This is a genomic window from Marinobacter sp. (assembly GCF_048259445.1).
Taxonomy (GTDB): Bacteria; Pseudomonadota; Gammaproteobacteria; order Pseudomonadales; family Oleiphilaceae; genus Marinobacter.
In genome coordinates this window covers 72,286-94,600 of sequence record NZ_JBLXHQ010000017.1, presented here as the reverse complement: position 1 = coordinate 94,600, position 22,315 = coordinate 72,286, and the positions used below count along the sequence as shown (strand labels likewise).

At 53.5% G+C, this 22,315-nt stretch carries 17 protein-coding genes; 6 read left to right on the top strand and 11 right to left on the bottom strand.

Translation table 11 applies throughout. The features are described from left to right. Nucleotides 1-24 precede the first annotated feature (24 nt). The 3 genes from eutC to ACN0RL_RS13225 form a co-directional block, all read right to left on the bottom strand. Nucleotides 25-906 (bottom strand): ethanolamine ammonia-lyase subunit EutC, encoded by an 882-nt coding sequence (gene eutC / locus ACN0RL_RS13235; protein ID WP_417517521.1) that lies wholly within the window; start codon nt 904-906, stop codon nt 25-27. Between the two features lie 18 nt (nt 907-924). Next, nucleotides 925-2,286, bottom strand: a complete 1,362-nt coding sequence (locus ACN0RL_RS13230) for an ethanolamine ammonia-lyase subunit EutB (protein ID WP_417517541.1) — start codon at nt 2,284-2,286, stop codon at nt 925-927. A 301-nt stretch (nt 2,287-2,587) separates the two neighbouring features. Next, nucleotides 2,588-3,718, bottom strand: coding sequence for an aminotransferase class V-fold PLP-dependent enzyme (locus ACN0RL_RS13225; RefSeq protein WP_417517519.1), 1,131 nt, complete (start codon nt 3,716-3,718; stop codon nt 2,588-2,590). A gap of 379 nt (nt 3,719-4,097) precedes the next feature. Here ACN0RL_RS13225 and rnk point away from each other — a divergent pair, with 379 nt between their 5' ends. Beyond that, nucleotides 4,098-4,481: a nucleoside diphosphate kinase regulator gene (rnk, locus tag ACN0RL_RS13220; protein WP_417517517.1), complete on the top strand. Its 384-nt coding sequence runs from the start codon at nt 4,098-4,100 to the stop codon at nt 4,479-4,481. A gap of 44 nt (nt 4,482-4,525) precedes the next feature. Here rnk and ACN0RL_RS13215 read toward each other — a convergent pair whose 3' ends face one another. Beyond that, on the bottom strand, nt 4,526-6,148 hold the full coding sequence (locus ACN0RL_RS13215; RefSeq protein ID WP_417517515.1) for a methyl-accepting chemotaxis protein: 1,623 nt from the start codon (nt 6,146-6,148) through the stop codon (nt 4,526-4,528). Nucleotides 6,149-6,341: 193 nt separating this feature from the next. Here ACN0RL_RS13215 and ACN0RL_RS13210 point away from each other — a divergent pair, with 193 nt between their 5' ends. Beyond that, on the top strand, nt 6,342-7,004 hold the full coding sequence (locus ACN0RL_RS13210; RefSeq protein ID WP_417517513.1) for a hypothetical protein: 663 nt from the start codon (nt 6,342-6,344) through the stop codon (nt 7,002-7,004). Nucleotides 7,005-7,007: 3 nt separating this feature from the next. Here ACN0RL_RS13210 and ACN0RL_RS13205 read toward each other — a convergent pair whose 3' ends face one another. Together ACN0RL_RS13205 and ACN0RL_RS13200 are read right to left on the bottom strand one after the other, a co-directional pair. Next, nucleotides 7,008-7,631, bottom strand: coding sequence for an L-threonylcarbamoyladenylate synthase (locus ACN0RL_RS13205; protein ID WP_417517511.1), 624 nt, complete (start codon nt 7,629-7,631; stop codon nt 7,008-7,010). Next, the gene (locus tag ACN0RL_RS13200; RefSeq protein ID WP_417517509.1) at nt 7,628-8,014 is read right to left on the bottom strand and encodes a BolA family protein; all 387 of its coding nucleotides are present in this window, start codon (nt 8,012-8,014) and stop codon (nt 7,628-7,630) included. Before ACN0RL_RS13200 ends, ACN0RL_RS13205 begins: the two co-directional genes overlap by 4 nt. 138 nt (nt 8,015-8,152) lie before the next feature. Here ACN0RL_RS13200 and ACN0RL_RS13195 point away from each other — a divergent pair, with 138 nt between their 5' ends. The 4 genes from ACN0RL_RS13195 to ACN0RL_RS13180 all read left to right on the top strand — a co-directional run bounded on the left by ACN0RL_RS13195 (nt 8,153) and on the right by ACN0RL_RS13180 (nt 15,403). Next, nucleotides 8,153-10,315 (top strand): DNA topoisomerase 3, encoded by a 2,163-nt coding sequence (locus tag ACN0RL_RS13195; RefSeq protein ID WP_417517507.1) that lies wholly within the window; start codon nt 8,153-8,155, stop codon nt 10,313-10,315. Nucleotides 10,316-10,431: 116 nt separating this feature from the next. Continuing rightward, nucleotides 10,432-11,172 (top strand): response regulator transcription factor, encoded by a 741-nt coding sequence (locus tag ACN0RL_RS13190; protein ID WP_417517505.1) that lies wholly within the window; start codon nt 10,432-10,434, stop codon nt 11,170-11,172. Next, nucleotides 11,165-12,802: a FecR domain-containing protein gene (locus ACN0RL_RS13185; RefSeq protein ID WP_417517503.1), complete on the top strand. Its 1,638-nt coding sequence runs from the start codon at nt 11,165-11,167 to the stop codon at nt 12,800-12,802. Before ACN0RL_RS13190 ends, ACN0RL_RS13185 begins: the two co-directional genes overlap by 8 nt. Nucleotides 12,803-12,835: 33 nt before the next feature. Beyond that, nucleotides 12,836-15,403, top strand: coding sequence for a CHASE2 domain-containing protein (locus tag ACN0RL_RS13180; protein WP_417517501.1), 2,568 nt, complete (start codon nt 12,836-12,838; stop codon nt 15,401-15,403). Nucleotides 15,404-15,454: 51 nt separating this feature from the next. On the opposite strand, the gene ACN0RL_RS13175 is transcribed toward ACN0RL_RS13180, so the two are convergent. The 5 genes from ACN0RL_RS13175 to ACN0RL_RS13155 form a co-directional block, all read right to left on the bottom strand. After that, nucleotides 15,455-15,904, bottom strand: a complete 450-nt coding sequence (locus tag ACN0RL_RS13175) for a fibronectin type III domain-containing protein (RefSeq protein ID WP_417517499.1) — start codon at nt 15,902-15,904, stop codon at nt 15,455-15,457. 328 nt (nt 15,905-16,232) lie between these two features. After that, entirely contained in the window at nt 16,233-16,868 is a 636-nt protein-coding gene (locus tag ACN0RL_RS13170; RefSeq protein ID WP_417517497.1) for a condensin complex protein MksE, read from the bottom strand. Further along, complete coding sequence (locus ACN0RL_RS13165) at nt 16,861-18,291, bottom strand: hypothetical protein (RefSeq protein ID WP_417517495.1); 1,431 nt, start codon at nt 18,289-18,291, stop codon at nt 16,861-16,863. Before ACN0RL_RS13165 ends, ACN0RL_RS13170 begins: the two co-directional genes overlap by 8 nt. Beyond that, nucleotides 18,284-21,238: a hypothetical protein gene (locus ACN0RL_RS13160; protein WP_417517493.1), complete on the bottom strand. Its 2,955-nt coding sequence runs from the start codon at nt 21,236-21,238 to the stop codon at nt 18,284-18,286. Before ACN0RL_RS13160 ends, ACN0RL_RS13165 begins: the two co-directional genes overlap by 8 nt. Next, nucleotides 21,228-22,013, bottom strand: a complete 786-nt coding sequence (locus tag ACN0RL_RS13155; RefSeq protein WP_417517491.1) for a hypothetical protein — start codon at nt 22,011-22,013, stop codon at nt 21,228-21,230. Before ACN0RL_RS13155 ends, ACN0RL_RS13160 begins: the two co-directional genes overlap by 11 nt. Nucleotides 22,014-22,315: the final 302 nt, after the last annotated feature.

Genomic DNA, 22,315 nt, shown 5'->3' with positions numbered 1-22,315 from the left:
CTACCTGCCTTAATAACCTACCGATTATGACAGCGCTGCTAACTTGATACCGCTGACCTTGTTGTCGATCATTTTTTTGACCACTGTTGCCAGATGAGCACCGGCTTCGGCCGGAGGCGTACCATTTCGATGAATATTGGATACCACTGTTCTATTGGACTCGTTCGTATTGTGATCAGGACGATAGGCCATATACGCACTCATACTTTCTGCCGTGATCAGCCCTGGCCGCTCGCCAATAAACTCAACAATAACGTCACAATCCAGCAATGGGGCCACTTCATCCATAATGGCTACCCGGCCATACTTAATGAAAAAAGGGCGCGCCACGCTGATACCGTAGGTTCCAAGCCCTTGTATCAGCGCAGGCATCACATCAGCGACATTGGCTTCGATAGACGTGGAGCTTAAGCCATCCACAACAATGATCTGTACTTGTTTACCCTTTTCACCTTTTTGCAGAATTTCTTCTTTGGCCTCCTGGCTAAGCTTTTTGCCAAGATCTGGCCGCATCAGGTATTCATCCTTGTCTTTAACCACGGTGCTGACCTTGAACAATTCATTATCTGCAATGAATTGCTCAGACACATCCATCAATACCGCATCAATGGCTGCGGCATGGTCCGCCATGTAGTTGAGATAAGAAGCCGTTTTTTGCCTTGCACCACAGCGCCCCATGAAAAGCCGTGCTGGCGATGTTTTTCTCATCACCTTTAACGCCTCAAGATTATGGGGGTTTTCAACACCGATAACGTCCATAGGTTCCAGAGTATTGGGGTCACTACCCGAACCCTGAGAATCATTTTCCGAACCAGATCCGACGTTGTTTTCACCGTTCAGGACCTGTGTTTCCAGAAGCTGCCTAATAACACTCTCTATAATGAGGTCTTCGGTTTTCTTGTCCATGTCGGTTTAACCTTCCTATCAATCAAAGATTGAAGCATCGCCGCCGCGATCAGTCAGCTTGCCATCTTCCATGATGCCCCACTTCTCGAGCCATTTTTCAAATTCAGGAGCGGGCCTAAGCCCCAGTATTTCCCGTATGCTTGCGTCGTCGTGGAAGCTCGTGTCCTGGTAACTAAGCATGCAGTCATCGCCGCCACTGACCCCCATAAAAAAGTTTGCCCCCGCCATGGCGCTGAGCATGGTGCCGATTTCCTGATCATCCCGATCTGTTTTCATGTGGTTGGTGTGGCAAGGAGCAATACCCATAGGAAGACCGTGTAACTTGCCCATAAACAAATCTTCCAGATCTGCGCGGATGACCTCTTTACCTGTAAAAATAGTTTCAGGCCCAATAAACCCCGACACATTGTTGACCATAAACGGATCAAAATGACGCGCCACACCGTAGGTTCTGGCCTCCAATGTCATCATGTCCACGCCATGGTGACAGTCAACACTGACTTCTGAGCCTTGGCCGGTTTCGAAATACATAACATTAGGGCCGGTGGCGGTACCAAGCTTCAAAGCCATTTCGCGTGCTTCTGTCAGCATGGCCTTATCTATACCGAAGCCTTTATGTGCGCTCTCGGTACCGGCAACACTCTGAAAAACCAGATCTACAGGGATGCCCTTCTTCAGCGCCTGCATCTGCGTGCTCACATGGGCCAGCACGGTGCATTGGGTCGGGATCTCATAGCGCTCCTTGAGATCGATCAGCGCTCTCATGATTCTTTCATAGTTTTCTACGTTGTCTTCCACCGGATTAATGCCCAGCACCGCGTCCCCGCAGCCGAAGGAGAGCCCCTCCTTTGTTGCTGCGATTATGCCGTCTATATTGTCGGTGGGATGGTTTGACTGGTTTCGAAAAGAAAGGGTTCCGGGCAGACCGATGGTAGTGTTGCAGTGAGCGGCGATCTTGATTTTTTTACAGGCGTAAACAAGGTCCATGCTGGACATAAGTTTTGCAACGGCCGCAATCATCTCACTGGTAAGCCCCCGTGAAATATAAAGTAGCTCGTTTTGGCGACTTTTACTTCCAAGGATGTATTCCCTAAGCTCGGATACGGTCCAGTGCCTGATACTATTGTAAATCGTGGTATTAATGTCGTCGTAGATGATTCTGGTGACTTCGTCATCTTCGTATGGAATCACCGGGTTTTCATAAATATCCTTTAGCTGAAGATTGGCGAGGCACAACTTTGCTGCCACGCGCGCGGTCGCCGTTTCGGCGGCAAGCCCCACCAGCGCATCACCCGACTTCTCCTCGTTCGCCTTAGCGAGCAGTTCGCGTAACGACTTGAACGTGAAAACCTGGTCCTTGATTTTGCTTCGCAAGTTCACCTGAGTAGCCCCATCAACGTTTAGTTGAAAAAATACTGTTGGATTAGCTTGCCGACAAACTGGCCTGACAGAAAACTCCACGTCTTTGAATTCGCGATAAATCGATTACCTCCACTTTATCGCACAACTTTCCCTCTCTCGCTCCGAAAATCAGCTCGTCCGACAGCAACCTTTCCCTATTTCAGTATAGACACACTCTCATAAAACCGGGACAAACTAATTTTTCACGAACCTAACCTGAAAGACATTTAAAATAGTTCTGGCCCAGCTTTCTGAAAATAGGAAATTTGGTTCCGCCAGCTCAGCTGCGAACCGCCTCCAAAGCCACTCTAAGATTCTGCACCGTTCTTTCCAGATTGTTCAGCTTCTCCAAACCAAACAACCCCATGCGGAAGGTACGGAACCCTTCTGGCTCATCACACATCAACGGCACGCCGGCTGCCGTCTGAACGCCTTGCTCACGGAACAGACTGGTGTTGTGAATGTTGATGTCGTCAGTATGCAGAACCACCACGCTGGGCGACTCAAAGCCGGGAGCGGCAACGCTTTTGAAGCCGGCATTGTAGAACAGCTCGCGCACCTTTTTGCCGAGCTCAACCTGGCGCTGATAAAGGAGGTCCGGGCCGGTTTTCAGGGTTTCGAGCATGGCGTCTCGAAGAATAACCAGAGTGTCGGTAGGCATGGTGGCATGGTAAGCATGGCTGCCTGATTCATAGGCCTGCATAATCTGCGACCACTTACGCAAATCTGCCGCGAAGCTGCTGCTGGTGGTTTCTTCCATGCGTGCAACGGCCCGTTCACTCAATGTAATCAGAGCGGCGCAGGGTGAGGCACTCCAGCCCTTCTGAGGTGCTGTGATAAGAACGTCTACGCCGCAAGCCTTGGTATCAACCCATAAAGCACCGGAGGCGACGCAGTCCAGCACAAACAGTCCATTAACTTCCTTTACTGCATCACCAATAGTTTTCAGATAGTCGTCTGGCAGCACAATACCTGCAGCGGTTTCCACGTGAGGCACAAACACAACGGCTGGCTTTTCCGCTCTGATGCGCTCTGCGACCTCTTTGGCCGGAACCGGCGCATAAGCTGCCTGAGGCGAATCATCCAGAGACCTGGCCTTCAGTACAGTAATTCTGTCGGTGATTCGACCTGCTTCCAGTATCTGTGACCAGCGGTAGCTGAACCATCCGTTGCGAACCACAAGACAAGGTTCTCCGTTGGCAAACTGACGGGCAACTGCTTCCATCCCGAAGCTGCCTCCTCCAGGGACAATAACAGCGCCTTCTGCGCTGTAAACCTGCCGCAGGGTGGAGGAAATATCCCGCATCGCCGTCTGGAAAGGTGTAGACATGTGATTCAGTGAGCGATCATTGAAGACTACGGAGTATTCCAGCAACCCGTCGGGGTCAACAGAAGGAAACAGTCTGGACATGATTAAAAACTCCTTGCCTGATGAAGTCTGTGGATGAATAAGCTATGGTGCCAGTCTAACAAATCTGGCGTTATTCGCTTTATTTCTTACGTTTGCCGTGTACCCACTTGTGGAACCCGACAAAAGCTTATAAATTGACCAGAGCGACCAACTTGTCGCTTTCTTCTTTGGTTATCAAAAAACGACGCATCAGGTGAGCCTGTGAGAATGCTTTTCTCAGAGACCATTCCTTTTTACTGTTTCAGTGCCCGCCAACAAGCAGGCACTGCCGGTGTGTTGTCCGCTTTTCTCTTTTCTCGCTGAATCCGCTTTTGAAACGCCGGATTCGGCGGCTGAATCCTGAAATTCCAAGTTATTAATTTATTTTCTGGAGATTACTATGGCTGATATGCCGGCAATATTGGTTGCTGAGGAAGACTTCAACCGTTTAAGCACCCTGATCGAAAAACAGAGTGATTCTGATGTTGCGGACGGTCTGGATGATGAGCTGAGCCGGGCAACTCTGGTCCCGCTCGCGGAAATGCCAGCCCATGTGGTAACAATGAATTCCAGCGTTCGGTTCAAGAACGAGGATAGCGGCCAGGAACAGGAGCTGACCCTGGTGTACCCTCATGAAGTGGGCACAGGAGAAGGCAAAATTTCTATTCTTGCCCCAGCAGGCTCTGCTCTGCTCGGTCTTGCGGTGGGCGATTCCATCGAGTGGCCGATCCGTGGCCGCAACAATATCCATCTCAAAATCATTAACGTTATACGGCAGAGCTGATTACCGGGTGATGGTTGCGTGGGCGGAGTGCAAAGGCCGCCCCGTTACCTCTGCTTTTTGTTCAAGCGGAACTGATCAATGGTTTCTCTGAGCGCCTCTGCCATCACAAGCAACTCACCCGCAATATCTGCCGTTTCCTGAGCATCCGCTGACGTCTGCTCTGCAGATCGGCTTATTTCAATCACGTTCTGATTAATCGCCTCTGACACATCGCTCTGCTCATTTGCCGCACTTTCCATTTCCTGATTGAGTGATGTAATTTCACGGACGGCGGACGCAATGCTCTGCAATTCAGCTTCTACCTTCAGAATAGCTTCTACCTGGTACCCTGCCATGTCCGAAGCGCCGCGCATAGTCGCCACGCAATCAACCACCTCGCTTTTAAGCCCGTTAATCGTCTTGCGGATTTCTTCCGTGGACACCTGCGTACGTGATGCCAGTGCACGGACTTCATCTGCAACGACAGAAAAGCCACGCCCCTGCTCCCCTGCTCTGGCAGCCTCAATAGCTGCGTTAAGCGCCAGCAGATTCGTTTGCTCGGCAATATTGGATATCTCTTCCAGCATGCTCGCCATCTGGCCTGTGCGCTGGTTCAGATCCTCGATTCGTCTTGCGCCGCCCTGCACTTCAGTATTGAGCGCTTCAATACCCTCTACCGCTGCCCGTGCCAGGCGCTCGCCGCTGCTTGCTGATTCCGCTGTTTCTGCTGATTTGCGAGTAGTGTTATTGGCATTTTCGCGCACCTGAACCGCCGATGCAGCCATTTCCGTGGTTGCGCTGGCAACCTGATCCGTATTGTTCTTCTGGGCCATTACCTCATCACCGGTGGTTTCGGCTTTCGCGGAGATACGGCGAGCTGCCTGTTCCACCTGCGCAGCGTTATCCATCACCGTATGCATACTTTCCCGGATTTTTGCCATCATGCGATTGAACGCCAGGGATACCGAACCGATTTCGTCGTTGCGGGAGACATCCAGTTCAACCGTGAGGTCAGAGTTTCCGGAAATCTCATCCATACTGGCCTGAAGCCGGCGCAATCTGGAGAAAACCAGTCGATTCAAAGCCAGCGCGGTCAGGAAGAACACAGCAATGAAGATAACTGCCTGAATGCCGCCGCTGGCAAGTAACTGCTGCTGCAGGCTGTCATCACTCTCAGCAAGGGAGTAATCCACACGGATGGCGCCCAACACATCACCTTCCCGGGCTTGGTGGCACCCGAGGCAATTCACGCCCTGGTAGTCTTCCCGGGCAATAACCGGCTCAATCAGTGTATAAACGCGACCGTCATCGTTGCTTGAATAGTGTTCAATCCGTTCGCCTGCAAGGGCCCTTTTATCAGCGGCGTCACGCATCTGTTCCGCTTTCGTTCCGCCACCAAACATCTGATTCAGCTGATCACTGCGGATCACCCTTACGTCCAGCACATCTTCCGGAGCCATAACCTTCGCACGAAGCACCTCACGGTTACTGATTGTGCCGGTCACCATCATGGTGTTCAGGCCATCAAAATAGGATTTTGCAAGGCCCTCCACATATTTGTGGCTGAACTCCTCCATATGATCGCGTTGAGCATCGGCGCTGTACAGCACGGTAAAAACCAGAATGAGTGAAAACGCGGCGGCCAGAGCAGCGAGCAAGAGAAAGCGTATGGAATAGTGTTTTTTCATAATAAACCGGGTTTCCGCAGAGACTCCCTGTATTGACGGCAAAGTGGCGGTTAACTTTATAGATATGCGTCAATTTTTTACTGACACAGATCAGAATGACGCATTTACTTCGAGTGGCCCGAAACGTGCTAGCTAACAGTTAAACGAGCATTTTTTGGCGCTTCTGCTGCGAGCCAATGGAGGAAAACACACCATGTCACTGCTGTCATCCCTGATACAGGCAAGCACTCGCTTCCAACAAACTCTGGAGAACCGACCGTCAGCAGGCGCAGAAGAACAACGAGCAAAAGCGGCGGGCAGCCTGGAGGCCGTCTCTCCTTCGGGGCCTGGCGATGATCGCTTCACGCCGTCCGGAGACTCCCTGAGTGACACAAGCAGGCTAAAATCACAGAAACTACCGCTCGCGGACTACAAACAAACCGTAGGGCAGGACCTTGCCTTCATAAGAGAGACATTGCGGCACAAACTTGCCGAATACAGCCTGAATCCGGCAACGGCAATCAGTGTCAATAAAAATGATAGCGGCAAAATCGAGGTGGGCGGCACTCTGGCTGAAGAAACCCGAACGCGCATCGAGAATGATCTGAACGTCAACAAGAACTTTTCAGATGCCTTCAGCCGGCTGAGCGTAAACGAGCCGACACTGCATTTTATGGATAACGCACTGAAGCTCAACCAGGCCTATGGCGTGAACAATTCACTGCTGGACACACTGATCAGCGAGAACCAGCAGTTCAACGGCTTGCAGGATCTCGTACACCGCTACGACACCCTGCGACGCTCGGCACCGACCGATCAGATTGAAGTTGCAGCAAATCGAGGTGCCTACGCCTTCAACCTGAACACCCGCGCCTGAACATTATGTTTCGAATGGAGCAGGATCGCCTTTCCCGACTCTCGTAACAGCCGGCACGTCGCCAGTGAAGTTGACCACGGTAGTCGGTTCCATGCCGCAAAAGCCACCATCAATAATCAGGTCCAGCTCATGCTCCAGCGTATCCCGGATATCGTAGGGGTCCGTCATGGGATCAGACTCGCCTGGCAATATCAGTGTACTGCTCATGATCGGCTCGCCAAGCTCGCCCAGAAGGGCCTGTACTATCGCGTTGTCGGGAACCCGAACGCCAATAGTGCGCCGCTTCGGGTGTAACAACCGCCGAGGGACTTCGCTGGTCGCATCCAGAATGAACGTATAAGGCCCGGGCGTGAATGTTTTCAGCAACCTATACTGGGTGTTGTCCACCTTGGCATAAACCCCGATGTCTGACAGGTCCCGACACACCAGCGTAAAGTTATGCTTGTCGTCCAACCTGCGAATCCGCTTGATCTTGTCCGCTGCCGGCTTGTCACCCAAATGACAGCCAAGGGCATAGCCTGAGTCCGTGGGGTATACAACAACACCACCACTGCGAAGAATCTCCACCGCCTGCTTGATCAACCGCTTTTGCGGGTTCTCAGGATGAACCTGAAAAAACTGGCTCATAAATGCCCTCCGTCCTGATTTTCAACACCTGGATTTTGAGCGCCTGAAGCCGCTGGCTGTCGATCGGCCTTGGAACCGCCCATACAATTTGGTGACGCCGGCACTTCCTGCCCGGTTGCCTCCCACTCCTCCGGAGAGTATAGATGCAGCGCCAGCGCATGCACGCCGCCGGCCATTTCCAATTCTTCAGAAAGCACCTTATAGATTGCCTGGTGCCGCCTCACCTTCATCTGGCCGGCAAACGCTGGCGACACCATCGTCACCTTGAAGTGCGTTTCCGAATTTGGCGGCACGCTGTGTTTATGGCTTTCGTTTTCAACCTGCAGAATGTTGGCATCAAACGCATCCTGCAGCTTGATTTCGATTGTGTTCTGGATCTTCATCGCTTATCAGCTCCCATATCCACTTTAACAATGGCAAACAGTCTACTACAGAAGATGCGAACTGCCCGAACCTTGACACCCTTGTGCCAAACCGCCACATTCCTCTCCCACCCAACCCAGACACACCATACCCGAATCATGCTTTTGTACATCGCCGAAAAACCAAGCCTCGGCAGAGCCATTGCTGCCGCCCTCCCCGGCCCCTATCAAAAAGGTCAGGGCTGGATCCGCTGCGGCACGGGCGCTGAAGCGGCGACTGTGAGCTGGTGCATCGGCCACCTGTTGGAACCGGCCGAACCCGCCAGTTACAACCCGGCCTGGAAAACCTGGCGTCAGCATGATCTCCCCATGTTTCCGGATAAATGGCAGGTTACCCCGAAAGACAGCGTTCGCCAGCAGCTCAAGGCACTGGAATCCCTGATAAGACAGGCTGACACCATAGTCCACGCCGGCGACCCGGACAGAGAGGGTCAGCTGTTGGTAGATGAAGTCATTCGGTATTTCGGAACCGGGGCGCGTGTTCAGCGGATACTCATCAACGACCTGACCCCGGCAGCGGTGGCCAAGGCCATCCGGCACCCGAGAAGCAACCAGGAATTCCTCAGGCTTTCTCACTCTGCGCTCGCCCGGCAAAGAGCCGACTGGCTTTACGGCATCAACCTGACTCGTTTTTACACGCTGAACTACCAACAGCAAGGACAAAAGGGTGTCTATTCTGTCGGTCGTGTTCAAACACCGGTGCTTGGGCTGGTGGTTGAGCGGGACAACACCATCGAAGGCTTCGAGCCCAGGCCTTACTTTCGCATCGAAGCGCGCTTCAGGGCACAGGAAGAAGAGGCGGATCAACAGCCTTTCACAGCCCGATGGCTCCCCGACGACCAGTTCCAGGATCACCTGGATGAGGAGAACCGCCTGCTGGATCGTGCAACCGCCGAGCAGATTGCCACCAGCATTCATAGCCGGCCCGGCTCAATTCTGGAGTCCCGCTTTCGCGACCGGCCAGAAGCTCCACCTTTACCCCTATCGCTTTCAGCCTTGCAGATAGAGGCAGGCCGCCTTTTCCGCATGGGGGCAAAAGACGTACTGGATACAGCTCAGAACCTTTACGAGCGCCACCAGCTGATCACCTACCCCCGCTCAGATTGCCGGTACCTGCCAGAGGGGCATTATGCCCAGCGTGAACAGGTCACGGGCGCGATTGGCAGGGTCTTGCCAGATCTCGGGGATGCTTGTGAAAAGGCTGACTTCAGCCGCAGAACGGCTGCCTGGAACGACAAGAAGGTAGATGCTCACCACGCCATTATTCCGACCAGCCGAACCGCACCCAACGGTAAACTCAGTGATGCCGAACAGAAAATCTATGGCCTTGTCAGCCGCTATTACCTGATGCAGTTTTCGGCGGACGCCATACATCGCGAAGGCCGTCTTACCTTACGTGTGGCGGAGCACCGCTTCCGGGCCACAGAAACCGCTGTGCTTGAGCCGGGCTGGAAGGCACTGGAACTGAAACTCCGGGACAACCAGAAAGAAACAGAAAAGCCTCCGTTGCCTCGCCTGGATAAGGGGGAGCCGGTATTTTGCGAAGACAGCACTGTAAACGAACGAAAAACCCAACCACCCCAGTACTTCACCGACGCTACCCTGCTATCGGCAATGACTAATATTGCCAGATTTGTAACCGACCCGGAGCTGCGAAAAACCCTGCGCGAAACCGACGGTCTTGGTACAGAAGCAACCCGTGCGAACATCATCGACACTCTGTTCAAACGGGACTATCTGTACCGGGACAGCCGCCACATCCGTTCTACCAGCAAAGGTAAAGCGCTTATCGGCGCGCTACCGGAATCTGTGAGCAAGCCGGACCGAACGGCGATCTGGGAAGCGACGCTGGAAAGTATCCGCAGAGGTGAAGGCGATCCCAGAAAATTCCTGCAGACACTGAAGGCAGAAATCCGTGGTTTCATCAGCCCAAGCGCTGATGCGCCGGGCGCAGCCCCGCAAACCAGAGCCCCAAACTGCCCCAAATGCCGCGCTCCTATGACAGAGAGAGATGGCAAGTTCGGCCGGTTTTTTGCCTGCACCCGTTACCCGGATTGTCGCGGCACCCGTCCCGTCGAAGATACGGCGCCGGAGGATGGTTCCGGGCAAAAGCCCATACCCTGCCCACACTGCTTTTCTCCCCTGGTCCGGCGAAAAGGTAAAAAAGGCTGGTTCTGGGGCTGCAGTAATTTCCCTGCTTGCCGACAAACACTGGACGATGACAACGGAAAGCCCGTAACCCGTTTACGCAAGGCTACATAACGAAACTGAATGCCGGAAAGCATTTTGCAACAATTGCCTGATGGGACAGGACATTCTGTTCCACGCAAAGCTGAACAGAACCATAACGAGACATCATCAACTCCAGGAGAGGCGTAATGCGCATTGCTCTGCTTGAAGACCAACAGGAACAGGCGCAGCACATCCAGTCCATTCTTTCAGAGCGCGGCCATCACTGCGACAGCTTCCCGACCGGGCAAAGTTTTCTCAGCGCGGCACTGCACCGCAGTTATGATTTGATGATTCTGGACTGGCAGATTCCTGACATGACCGGCATTGATGTGCTCAAGAGCGTCAGAGCACAGATTAACTGGCCAGTTCCCGTGGTGTTTCTGACCCAGCGCGACAGCGAATCCGATATTGTCGAGGCGCTGGATGCGGGGGCGGACGACTTCCTCGCGAAACCCGCTCGCGCTGCCGAACTTGTGGCCCGCATCAACGCCCTGGCGCGTCGTGCCAACCCCGACAACGAAAAAGAAGTCCTTAAATACGGGCCCTTCGAGGTCAACACGCAACACCGAACTATTTCTCTCCATGGCGAAGCCCTCACCCTGACCGACAAAGACTTTGACCTGACTCTGTTCCTGTTTCAGAACCAGGGCCGCCTGCTCACCCGTGAAGTTCTCCTGGAGCGGGTTTGGGGGCTGGCCCGAGATATCAATACCCGGACTGTCGACACCCACATGAGTCGCCTGCGGCGTCGATTGGGCCTAAACCCGGAAAACGGCTTCCGCATCAAAACGATTTACCAGCGGGGCTATCGCCTTGAAGCCATGAAAGCCGAAGCTCCGGCTGGGGAAATGGCAGAAACCGAGGAAGTGCAAATACCGAATGGCTGAATACCGTATGGCCCATACCACCAAAGCATTCCTGTTGCTGGCTTTGCTGGCATTGGGCATGCCTGTGTGTGCGGAGCTCTCCATAACTCGCGGCTCGGCAATACCGGTAACAAGCGGCAGCACCAGCGCGACACCCGAGTGGGTATACACTCTTAAACCCGGTGAGAGTTTTGCGGAAGTGGCCGGCGATCTTCTGATAAAAAACTTCGGTATTGGCCGACTGCTTCAATACAACGCCATTGAAAACCCTGCGACGCTTGGAGAAGGCGATCGTATTCGTATTCCCCTGTCGTGGCTGAAAAGACAACCCGACCCTGCACGCGCGACCTCAGTATCTGGCAACGTTCAGCTTATCTCGGGTATTGATGGACGGAAAAAACCGCTTACCAAAGACACCCTGATTCGGGTTGGCGATGAGGTGCTTTCCGGTGCTGGAGCTGCAACCATCACCCTGGCTGACGGCTCGGAGGTGCGGCTCTCGCCCGATTCCCGGCTGATCTTCAATCGCCTGACGCAATACGGCAAGTCCGGCATGATAGACACGCGCCTCAGGCTGAACCGGGGAGAAGTCCATACCCGGGTCAATCCGGTCATTGAAGGGGGGGCGCGCTTTGAAATTGAGACCCCGTCTGCTGTTGCTGCCGTGCGCGGTACTGCATTTTCGCTGCAAACCGGGCCAGAGGGCACCAGCTTGCAGGTAACCGATGGTGTGGTTGATTTCGGAGCTCGAAACCAGACTCAGCGAATTCCCGCTGGCTACAGCGCAACGGTTTCCAGTAACAGCAGCAGCGAGTTGAACATCCGCAGAATGCCACCGGCGCCAGAAATCAATCCGCTTCCCCCGATACTTACGCAGCTCCCGGCAGAGATGACCTGGAAGCGAAGCCCGGCGACGAACTATCGTCTGGATATCTTTGAAACAGACAGCGGGCGTTGGGTTGAAAGCCGGGAAGTCAGTGGCAATCGATTCGATATCAGCCGCCTGGACAATGGCCAATATGAGGTTCACCTGGCAGCTTTTGACCAGAAAGGCATGACAGGAATGCCTGGCATACTGCCGATAGAGGTTGATTTGCAGGCCCGAACAGCTACCCTGCTGACGCCGGAAAGCGGAGACAGCGTGAATGACGACATGCCCGAATTTCGCTGGACCCTCAATGGTGAAAACGAAGTTGCCCGGGTAGAAATTGCCGAAGATGAAGCCTTCCGGAACCTGGTAGCGACCAGCGAATGGGCACCGGGAATAACGGCACTGCCTTCCCGCCCTCTAAGCCCCGGCCAGTATTACTGGCGCGTGGTTACAGAAGCCGGCGGCAATTCAGTGGCAACAACAGAACCGCGTAAACTGATCGTAAACGGGACGCTACCACCCGTTCGCATTATCAGTATCAATTATATCGACAGCCAGGTTCGCGTGTTCTGGGAGAAGGTTGATACAGCGGCCAATTACCGGATGCAGCTGGCAGAAGAACCCGGCTTCAACAACATTGTAAAAGAAGCTACGCTACCGGATACCACAGCGGCCTTGCGTCTTATTCCCGGAAGGCGGTATTTTGTGCGCCTCAAAGCTCTTTCAGACGGCCCGTTACAAAGCCGCTGGGGACCAGGGAGGGAGCTGTACCTGGAATAACACCGTGAACGATCAACAAGCACAGCAGGACTCATGACCCGGGACTGGTTTCCAATTAAAACGACTCCATGGACGCTCGGTCTGGCACTCCTGTTGATGTTTCTGCTGGCAGAGACGACAGCACTGCCTCAACGCGCTGACTACTGGCTGCTTGATTCCGCAATGGTCGCGAGCCCGGCCGTCGTATCCCCCAACGTAGCGATCGTCGCAATTGACGATCTTAGCCTCGCCCAACAAGGCCGCTGGCCCTGGCCCCGACGAACTCATGCCGCTCTTATCAGAAAATTGCATCAGGCCGGTGCCGAGACCATTGTATTCGACGTACTGTTCACGGAACCGTCTCCGGATGACGATGTGCTTAAACGCGCCATGCAAGCCCATGGCAAGGTCATTTTGCCGGTACACATATCACCCCCGAACTCGCGCCTGTTGTTGAGTGAACAATTTCCGGCGCGCGAGCTGATCACAGCCGCTGCCGGCCTGGGGCACGCGCACGTAGAACTGGGGCACGACGGAATCGCCAGGGGGCTATACCTGTTCAACGGCATGGCGCACCAGCTTTTGCCGGCTCTCGCGCTGGCAGCCTCTGATGTCAGTTTCCGGCAACCTGAATCAGATGGTTTACCTCCGTTTGTAAACGTGCGAGACGACTATCGGGTTATCCCCCTCGCAGGTGGTGCTGGCACACTACCCACATATTCCTACAGCGATGTCCTCAGCATTCCTCCGGTTTCAGATGTGTTTAGTGGCAAGACCGTTTTTGTCGGCGCCACAGCAGCCGGACTGGGAGACGTTCTGCCAACATCGTTCTCCGGCCTAAGCAGGCCGATGTCCGGTGTTGAATTTCATGCCAATGCATTTTCAGCATACCAACAGGGACTGCTTATCAAGCCAGCGCCTGGATGGGCTGGCATAGCTCTAGCCATGATGACACTCGTGATGCTGGCTATCCTTTTACCGCGCATGCGCCCAGCCCGAACGCTCTTTGCCTGCATTGCGGCAGCCGGCGCTATTTTTGGCGTGTACGTCGTTATGCTAACCGTATTCAAGGTATGGCTTCCGGTTGCCCATGCACTGATCATTCCCCTGCTTGCGTTCCCGACGGCCAGCGGCCTGCGCCTCGCCATGACCAACCGCTTCCTCAATCGACAGCTGGATGAACTGGCCCGCGCGCCAAGAGTGACCTTGCCAGAGCTCTCTAAACGCCCCCTGACCCAGCTTCTCGAACATTTTCAGGCTCTGTTCCAGCCTCAAGGGTGGCTACTGACGGAAGATAACAACACCCTCTCCAGCCAGAACCTCGGGCTTGCCGATGTTCCGGCTGATCTGGAACAAGGGCGCTGGCAAAACGACGGAAACCAGAGCTGGATTCAACTGAAGCGCGGCAACAGCCACTACACGCTGGGCCTTATGTTGCCTAACGATCTGAGCAAGGACGCAATACAGCGCTACCTTCGGCGGCTGAGACTTTCCGGCTCTGGCATGACAACAGAAACATTCCAACCGAGTGAAAACATTTCAGCACGTATCGAGCGTGTAAAGGTGGCCACTGACCGCCTGAATCACATGCAGGAGTTTATCCGCCGCAGTTTCGAACGCATGCCTGATGGCATTATCGTAACCGATGAACTGGGTATCATCCGTTTTGCTAACGGCCATATCGAAGAGTGGTTCGGGGAGCCCATGCCCAGCCTTGGCGGGCTACCTTTAACACGGCTTCTGGAAGGTCATGACCCACGCGAAACGCCGCCCTGGCATGAAACGGTTTCGGAAACCCTCACACTGCTGCAAAGCAGGACGGTGGATCTGAATATACGGGACAAGGACTTCCTTATTCATTTCGCGCCCTTCGCTCTTCCCGACAGCAATCAACACGGGATTATTGCCAATATTTCCGACATCTCCGAGCTCCGTGAGCAGCAGCGCCAGCACAGGGAGGCCATTGACTTTATCTCCCACGATGTCCGGTCACCCCTTGTGTCACAACTCGCCCTCATCGAACAGCTGAAACGCGACCCTACTCACATTGACCAAAGCCAACTTGAGCAGCTGGGGCGACTTGCAAAACGAAGCTACCACCTAGCCGAAGAGTTCGTTCAGCTGGCGCGTGCGGAACAGCTGACCGAGACCCGTTTTTATGAGTGCGAATTTCTCGCAATTGTTGAGAATGCGCGGGACAGCGTAAGCGAGCAGGCACTGGAGAAAGGCATCTCATTGCAGCTACAAGGCACCGAAGACCTTTGGTTAAGGGGGAATGCAGAACTACTTGAGCGCGCCGTTATCAATCTTCTGACCAACGCCGTTCAGTACAGCCCGTCTGGCTCAGCCGTGAGTCTTCAGGTTTTTCGTGCCGGGCATCAGGCCTGCCTGACGATTGCAGACGAAGGTTCAGGTATCGATCCGGACGAACTGCCCCACCTGTTTGACCGCTACCGCCGCCAGAAAAGCAGTGAGCTGGCCGGCATTCACGGCACAGGGCTCGGGCTTTCGTTTGTAAAAACAGTAATAGAGAAACATCGTGGTGAAATCTATGTGGTCTCCAGCCCAGGGGAAGGTTCATCTTTTACACTTAAACTTCCAATTGCAGATCCGATGCCGTAGGCCCCGACAGCCGGGGCTTACGACATTACGACAGATCTGCTAAAGCGCCCGTCAGGATTTTATTTCCTTATCAACGACTGCAGACGGAGCACTCATCAAGCCATTATTGTCCTGAACCAGAATTGTGAAGTACCAGATTCCAACGTCCAGGCCGCTCACCTGGTGTGTCATATGGGCATCTACCTGAGCATCAGAAATAACGACTTCACGATCCAGGTTATCGGCATCCTGACCGTAACGGATAATGTACTTATCCAGCTCGGCCATTTTGATTCCCTCGCCATTTACCCGACTGTCGGGCGCGTTCCAACTGAGGACTGCAGATTTCTCGCTTTCGGGGGGAAGTACAGGTTGGGTGCCACTGCCATCTGAACCGTTAACGCCAGACGTCTGACTATTGCTCGTGCCGGCAGAATCAGAACCACCGCCACACCCTGTAAGCAGAACTCCAAGAAAAAACGCGGCAATCCATGCCTTTGACACTTTAATGACGCGTTTCATATCGCTTTTACACCAATATATCGTCGTATTTGATTAATTGTACAAAACGCGGACGATTATCGGTGTGAAGCCTGTCATCTATATAGTTAATATATCGTCAATATTCCGTCATAAAATCGTAATGTGACAGCAAGGTTTGCGCAAACCATTGATTATTTTTGGCTTTTCCTGAACGACCAGTGCGGGTTGGGCTATGCGAGAGAAATACGGGAGGGGCAAAAATCACTAGATGACATTTAGGGGTTGCATTAAGTCAACAAAGGCGTTCAACAGGAACAAGCATGGGACGTTCAAGAAAAGAGGTCTCTGAGCCCGTCAGAAATACTGATCAGGCCCCACCCTCAACTTCATACTCCCGGACCAGCTCATTCAGGAAGTGCATTCCCGCCGTGCTAAGAAAATAACGCTGCGCGCCGCAACGGAATGCCAGATTCCGCTTGTCCAGATACTCCAACGCTTCGGGCAGACCTTTTTCGAAGCGGGCGGCGCGGAGCATATCGCGGTACTCGTCATCGCGATCCATTGAGGCTATGTCTTCTTCTTTCAGGCCGGCATCAGGCCGGCCGAGGTATTCCAGATCCCGACCACTGCGCGCAAAATAGCGGCCAATCAGCAAGAGCACGACCTGCACTCGAAACGCATTTTCATCGTGTTCTTCACTCTCATCGTCGGAATTTTCCTTGAGGTAGAAAAAAGCTCCGCTGTCATTGAAGACCAACTCGCTACCGAGATGCTCATACAGGGTTCGAAAATGCGAAAAATGGCTGAAGATCAGATTGTAAAGCGGGTTAGCGACCAATTCAGACCGGTTGTTGTCGTATATCTCTCGCACGATGATCCTGCCGTTCTGAAACTCCCTGAAAATCGCAGCACTCTGCACCGGCAGCACCTGGTCAAAACTCTCCGCTACCTTCGGCACCGCGAGCGCGCCTTTGTTTTCTGCACTGCCTGCTAAATCAGCCATTGTCTGCACCTTCCATCTCATTCAGCATTTCCAGCCGACGTTTGCGATATACGAATATCTCATCGGGGTCTTCAAATCCGCCAGCCGCTTCAAGCACGTTCAGGCGATTTGTGGTGACTACCCGGAAGCCCTGCGGGGTAGCGTTGACCAGTCGGTTCAGCGCTCCCAGGAGATCCGGAAAACGGTATCCCTCTATGAATCCGTCGAGCCGGCCATGCAGTTCACGAACAAGATCTCCGGTTGGCCGAAGCTCCAGTGTCTCCAGCCATTGATACAGGGTATTGATCCGATGAATATCAATTCCCTGCCCCCGGCTGCTTTCCAGATCCTGCAGGGCGGGAACATCCGACTTCCGCTGAATGTCCATCAGCCTTAACTCCAACTCGGAAAACAGCAACTGGTAATAGCTGGAAGACGCACCGAAGGCATAATGCTTCGGGCGACCCTGCCCCCTCAACCCCATCAAAAAGCCGGTTGTACGGGCAAACTCGCTGCCTTTGAGCCACTTCTTGCGCAGGTTCAGGGTTTCGGTTTCCGACTTCAGCTCTTTCAATGCGGCGAAGTAGTTCTCCATCGCATTGTACTGGACCATCCCCCTGCGAGTTTTGCGTAGAAAATGCTCCACTTCCTGACCCACAACTTGAATGGGTTTGTGCAGAGCATTAAGGCTAAGAGCCGACCGGGAGATCTGATCTGCCAGCTCATGATACTCATTGTATTCAAGCAGTTTTACGAGCTCGTCAAGGGTTTCAAACAGGTTCGAGCCGTCGGGCAGCCGGGTATCGGGATTCAGAAAAACCAGGGTTGGTTTTATGTGCCTGTCATAGAGGGTAACGATGTTTTCAAACAGATTCTGCCGAAACTCAGCAAACCGTTCGGGGGCACGGCTGGCTTCACCTGACATATCGGACAGCTGACTGCTGATGGTTTGCATCCGCAGCACATTCTGGCGAAGCAAGCCGATCAGCTCACTTACCCGGTCATTCAATGCGTCGGTAAGCTCTGTGAAGTCGGGATCCGCCGTGTTGAAACTGCTCACTTCCAGGGAAGTGCGCACATCGCGCAAGGTAACCAGGTGTCCCCGTAGCCGCGCGTCTGTCAACTCCTGGTAAAGTGAGGCGTTACAGGCTCGCATCAAATCCAGCAGCGCGCTCTGGAACACCAGCCGGCGCTCACCTGCGGATTTTACAATATCTATTACCAGACCGGCCCGGAACAGATTCTCCGGAGCAAGGGCCAGCAGAAGGCGTTCGCGATCCGCCTTGTTCAGCGAGTTGGAATACTCCAGTACGTCCATAACCAACTCGTTTTCGCGCACAAAACGCACGCCGTTGCGATCCATCCGCTCGATCAGCCGAAAAAGAATCCGGGGGTGCTCAAACAGCAGCCGGGTAGTATCAAGGGTACTGAAGCGCTTACTCATTCGACGCATCCAGTAGAGTATTCTGGTTATGATCCACCCAGTCGCCCAGCCCCGCCTGATCCGTAAAACCTTCCGCACCGCCCCAGAAAACCAGTGTTCTTTGCGGGCTATACGGCCGGGACGTGTGCATCTGCCCGACTTCCAGATGTTTTCCCACCAGATAGATCACTTCCGAACTGGCACTATGCGTCGCTGCCGAGAACAGATTGAAGCCCTGCTCGCGCAGCCGCGCCAGCAGGGACGGCATCTGGCTGATGTCAATGCTGGCCAACTCATCCAGCACCATAGGGAACGACAACCGGACATCCGGATAGAGAACCCGTTTGAGCAGGCGATAAACCAGCTCAAGATTGATCAACGCCGTGGTGGACGTAGACTGCCCCTTTTTATCAAGGTGGCTGGTGTGCTGCTTTCGCGTGCTGTAGGAAATGCCGGTGATCACCTTGTCCATGGTTAACCGATTGCTACCACCTTCGTCTCCGAAGAACTCCGCCACAAATACCTTAAGACGCTCATAGAACGCGTCAGACTGAAGCTTGCGGTTATAGGGATCAATGGCGGCGGATTCCTCCACCAGATTCCGGAACTTGGGATCGGTATGTATATCAACCCGGATTTCCACCAGATCATTGATCTGAACACCGGCAAGCTCCCGGTTCAGCTGGGCCTCGAAGCGGGCAATATGATCGTGATTGGTTTTCAGGGCGCGCCGATAACTCGCGACCGTTTCGTTATGAATGGCAATTTCTTCTTCAAGAACCTGCCAGCGTTCACCAAGAGCGTCGAAGAGATCAGACAACGCTTTGAAGGTATCGCGGATCACTGTTGAAGACGGGCTGTCTTTTTGCAGTTCGCCTTCGCTATCGTCCAGCACACCCTCATAGATGAAATACCGCAAATGCGTGAGGATGCTTATCCGAAGTTTGTCCAGATCATCCAGCTGGCGCTGGATATCATCAAATCTTGCTGCGCAGACTTCCTCTACAGGCATGGCATCCTGCGCCCGGGCAGATTGCAAATACTGGATCCTCTGCTCCACCGTGCTCACCGATTTTCTGACGTGCACCAGCTCCTCTTCCCGCTCTCTGCAGCGATTGGCCACCTCTTGGGCTTTGCCCACCTTGCTCTCAAGTGCCCCCAGCTTTTCGTGTTCTCTCTGGATTTTCTCGTCTGCGCTGGTGAGCTTTTCCCGATTCTCGGCGATAGCGCATGTTTCGTCCTTGATAATCGTGGAAGCCGCCGGATAACGTTCAAGAGTTTCCAGATCCTTTTCGATGGACCGGACTTCCTTCTCGGTGCGGGTTATCTGTTGCGGGCGGTCCTGCTTTTGACCCGCATTCCCCGTGAGTTCATCCCGTTCCCGGTGCAGAGCCCGTAAATCGCTTTCAATATGGGAACGCATAGCGGCGAAGTTTTCAGGTTTGAGCGCCTGGGCAGGAAACTCCACATCAAACCAGTCGAAACGACCCTCCCCGCTTTCAAAAAGGCCCGAAAAGGCCGCGATAACAGCTTTGGCATGCTCATCCAGAGGCCGCCCCGGGCTCGCCATTACCAGCCGCTGATCTACCGCCTGAAGCGGAGCAATAACTTCAGCTTCAAGCTGGCTCTTCAGTTGCCATTGCTGCTTGCTTTCCCTTTCACGCAGGGCTTTCAGCTTATGTTCACCCGACTCAATCTGTTTTAGCAGCTCCTGCGCCCGAATTTCAGCCTGGGCATTGCTTCTCAGTGCATTCAGATGCGACTGCTTTTCCTTCAACTCCTCGCTCAAAAGCGCTTCGATCTCATCACGAGGCATATCCCCATAACGGGAGACCAAAAGCTCACCGTCATTACGGTTCTGCTCCGCCAGTTTGAGCTTGTTCTCTGCGGTTTTGATCTGCACCTGCAAACCATGCTTATCCCGCTCAAGCTTGCTGACCTCTTCCTTGACGAATTTCAGCGTGTCCTTATGTTCATTCAGTTCGGCAATGGACCTGGAGCGTCGCTGGCCAATGTCTGTCAATGCCTCGACCAGCCCATCCCGAAAAGCCGCAAATTCCTGCTGGCTGCCAAGAAGCTGACGATACTTCTGATAATCGGCGTTAAGACGATCGAACCGGCCCCGCTCTTTTTCGATCTGATTCAGCTGAGCCTGCTGCCCCTTCAGATCATCGTGGCGATCCAGAAACTGATCGATATTGAAATCAAACGCGTCGTCCGCAAACTTCTTGTCGGCCTCGATAATACTGGCGACTGCATTGGCCATCGCCTGATCATCTGCCTTCATTTCAAACAACAGAAGAATCAATGTGCGCAACGACTGCACGCGGCGCTCATCAGACTCGCCAAGAGGCAACACCGAGAATCGGACCCTATCAGCGGACATCAGCTCGCTGCTGTAAAGAAGGGATTTTAGACGCGCGGGATCACTGGTAAAAAGTGTGTCCTTTGACAGTTTTTTAATTGCCTCAGAGACCCGGCTAAAAGAAAGCTCGGGCTGTGCCCGGCCAATACCCTCCGCATCCTCCACATCCCAGAACAGGGGCCGAAGCTGATCATAAGAAACCGGAACAAACGCCCTCCCGTAGCTGAGCTGGCTGCTGTGTTCGCGATACAGAATCTGACAATGAACGCCCGCCAGGTTTTCTACTTCCATAATCAGGAAGCTGTGATGGCTTGGAAAGTAATGCTGATAACTTTCATCGTTGGTATAAAAGCTGCCGGCGCTGGCATTGCGAAACGCAAACTTTTTGCGGCTGTTTTTGAAATTGTTCTCTGGCAACAAAAACAGTCGAAGAGAGTTCAGAAGGCTGGATTTACCAAGATTGCCCGGCCCGAGGATCAAGGCATGGCTATCAACCGGAATTTCTACGTAACAAAAGCCCGCCGAATCCACCAGAACCAGCCGGCGAATGCCAAACGGAAATCCCGGGGATCGGCCTGTTGCGGTTGATACCTCAGTGCTCATCCAGAATCGTCTCCTGCTCCATAAAGTGCCCCGTCTTGCGAAACGCCTCCGCCAACCCCTCAAACCCGAAGCATTCCGCCGCCGCTATGGCCTGAACAAAGCGTTCGGTAGTACCAGGCGTTTTTCGAAACGAACCGTACCAGGAATGCCAGTGTATTGGCTGCGCAAACTGCGCTTTGCCACCAAGATAGCGATGAATGCTCCCGAACATCTTCAGGCCGCCAAGATCGTAATCGAAGGCACAGAAGAGACTATCGTACTGCCCAAGCCAATCAAGGACCAATGGGCGGGTTACCCGATTTCCACTACCCAGAATCACATCGCAATTATCCAACGAGAAAGTATCACCTGTACATTCGCCCAAAAAGCCTAACATCCTGACATTATCGAAGAAGTTCTGCTCATTTTCGACCAGAAGCGCAAACTTTTTGGGCTTGAAATTGCACACTGCACCCTTCGGAGAAAGCATTATCACTTCCGGGCGAGGGCCGTCCAGAAACGAGTGATACACCAGCAAAAAAGCATGGTCTGTGGCATGACGGTGAGAATCGCCCTGGCCAGCGGCCTGGCTCCGGTTTTCAGGTTTAACTGCGGCGACCTCAAGGCGCTCAAGCAGGCCGTCCTCCAGGCACGAAACCCGCCATTTCTGAGGGCCGACTTTTTCAACCGCAAAATAGTCCCGATGACGTCGGGCAATATCATCGGGCAGCTTCTTGAGAAATGCCTCGAAGTTGATGGCTTTGCCCGCGTGAATGTTTTTCAGGTATCGATTCATAACAAGCAATCCAATGGGCCATATATGCAGGTACTGAATTCTCTTCAGTACGATCAATCCCATCAGCAGCGGGGTACGGCCAGTAAACGCTGAAGGTGATTTGGGCAATAAATCCGCATTAAGACTCGTAACTTTATCAAATGTGTTAGATCTTAGTGTGTTTCGCGACGGCATTTATATCGGAATCTACAAAACTGGTCGTTCATTGTGATACGTGAGCAGACGATCACGCGGCACAACCGGATTCCGAAAGCCTTGTGGAGTGTGCGGGGACCACCCGGACCTGCTCGACAACAAAGTTG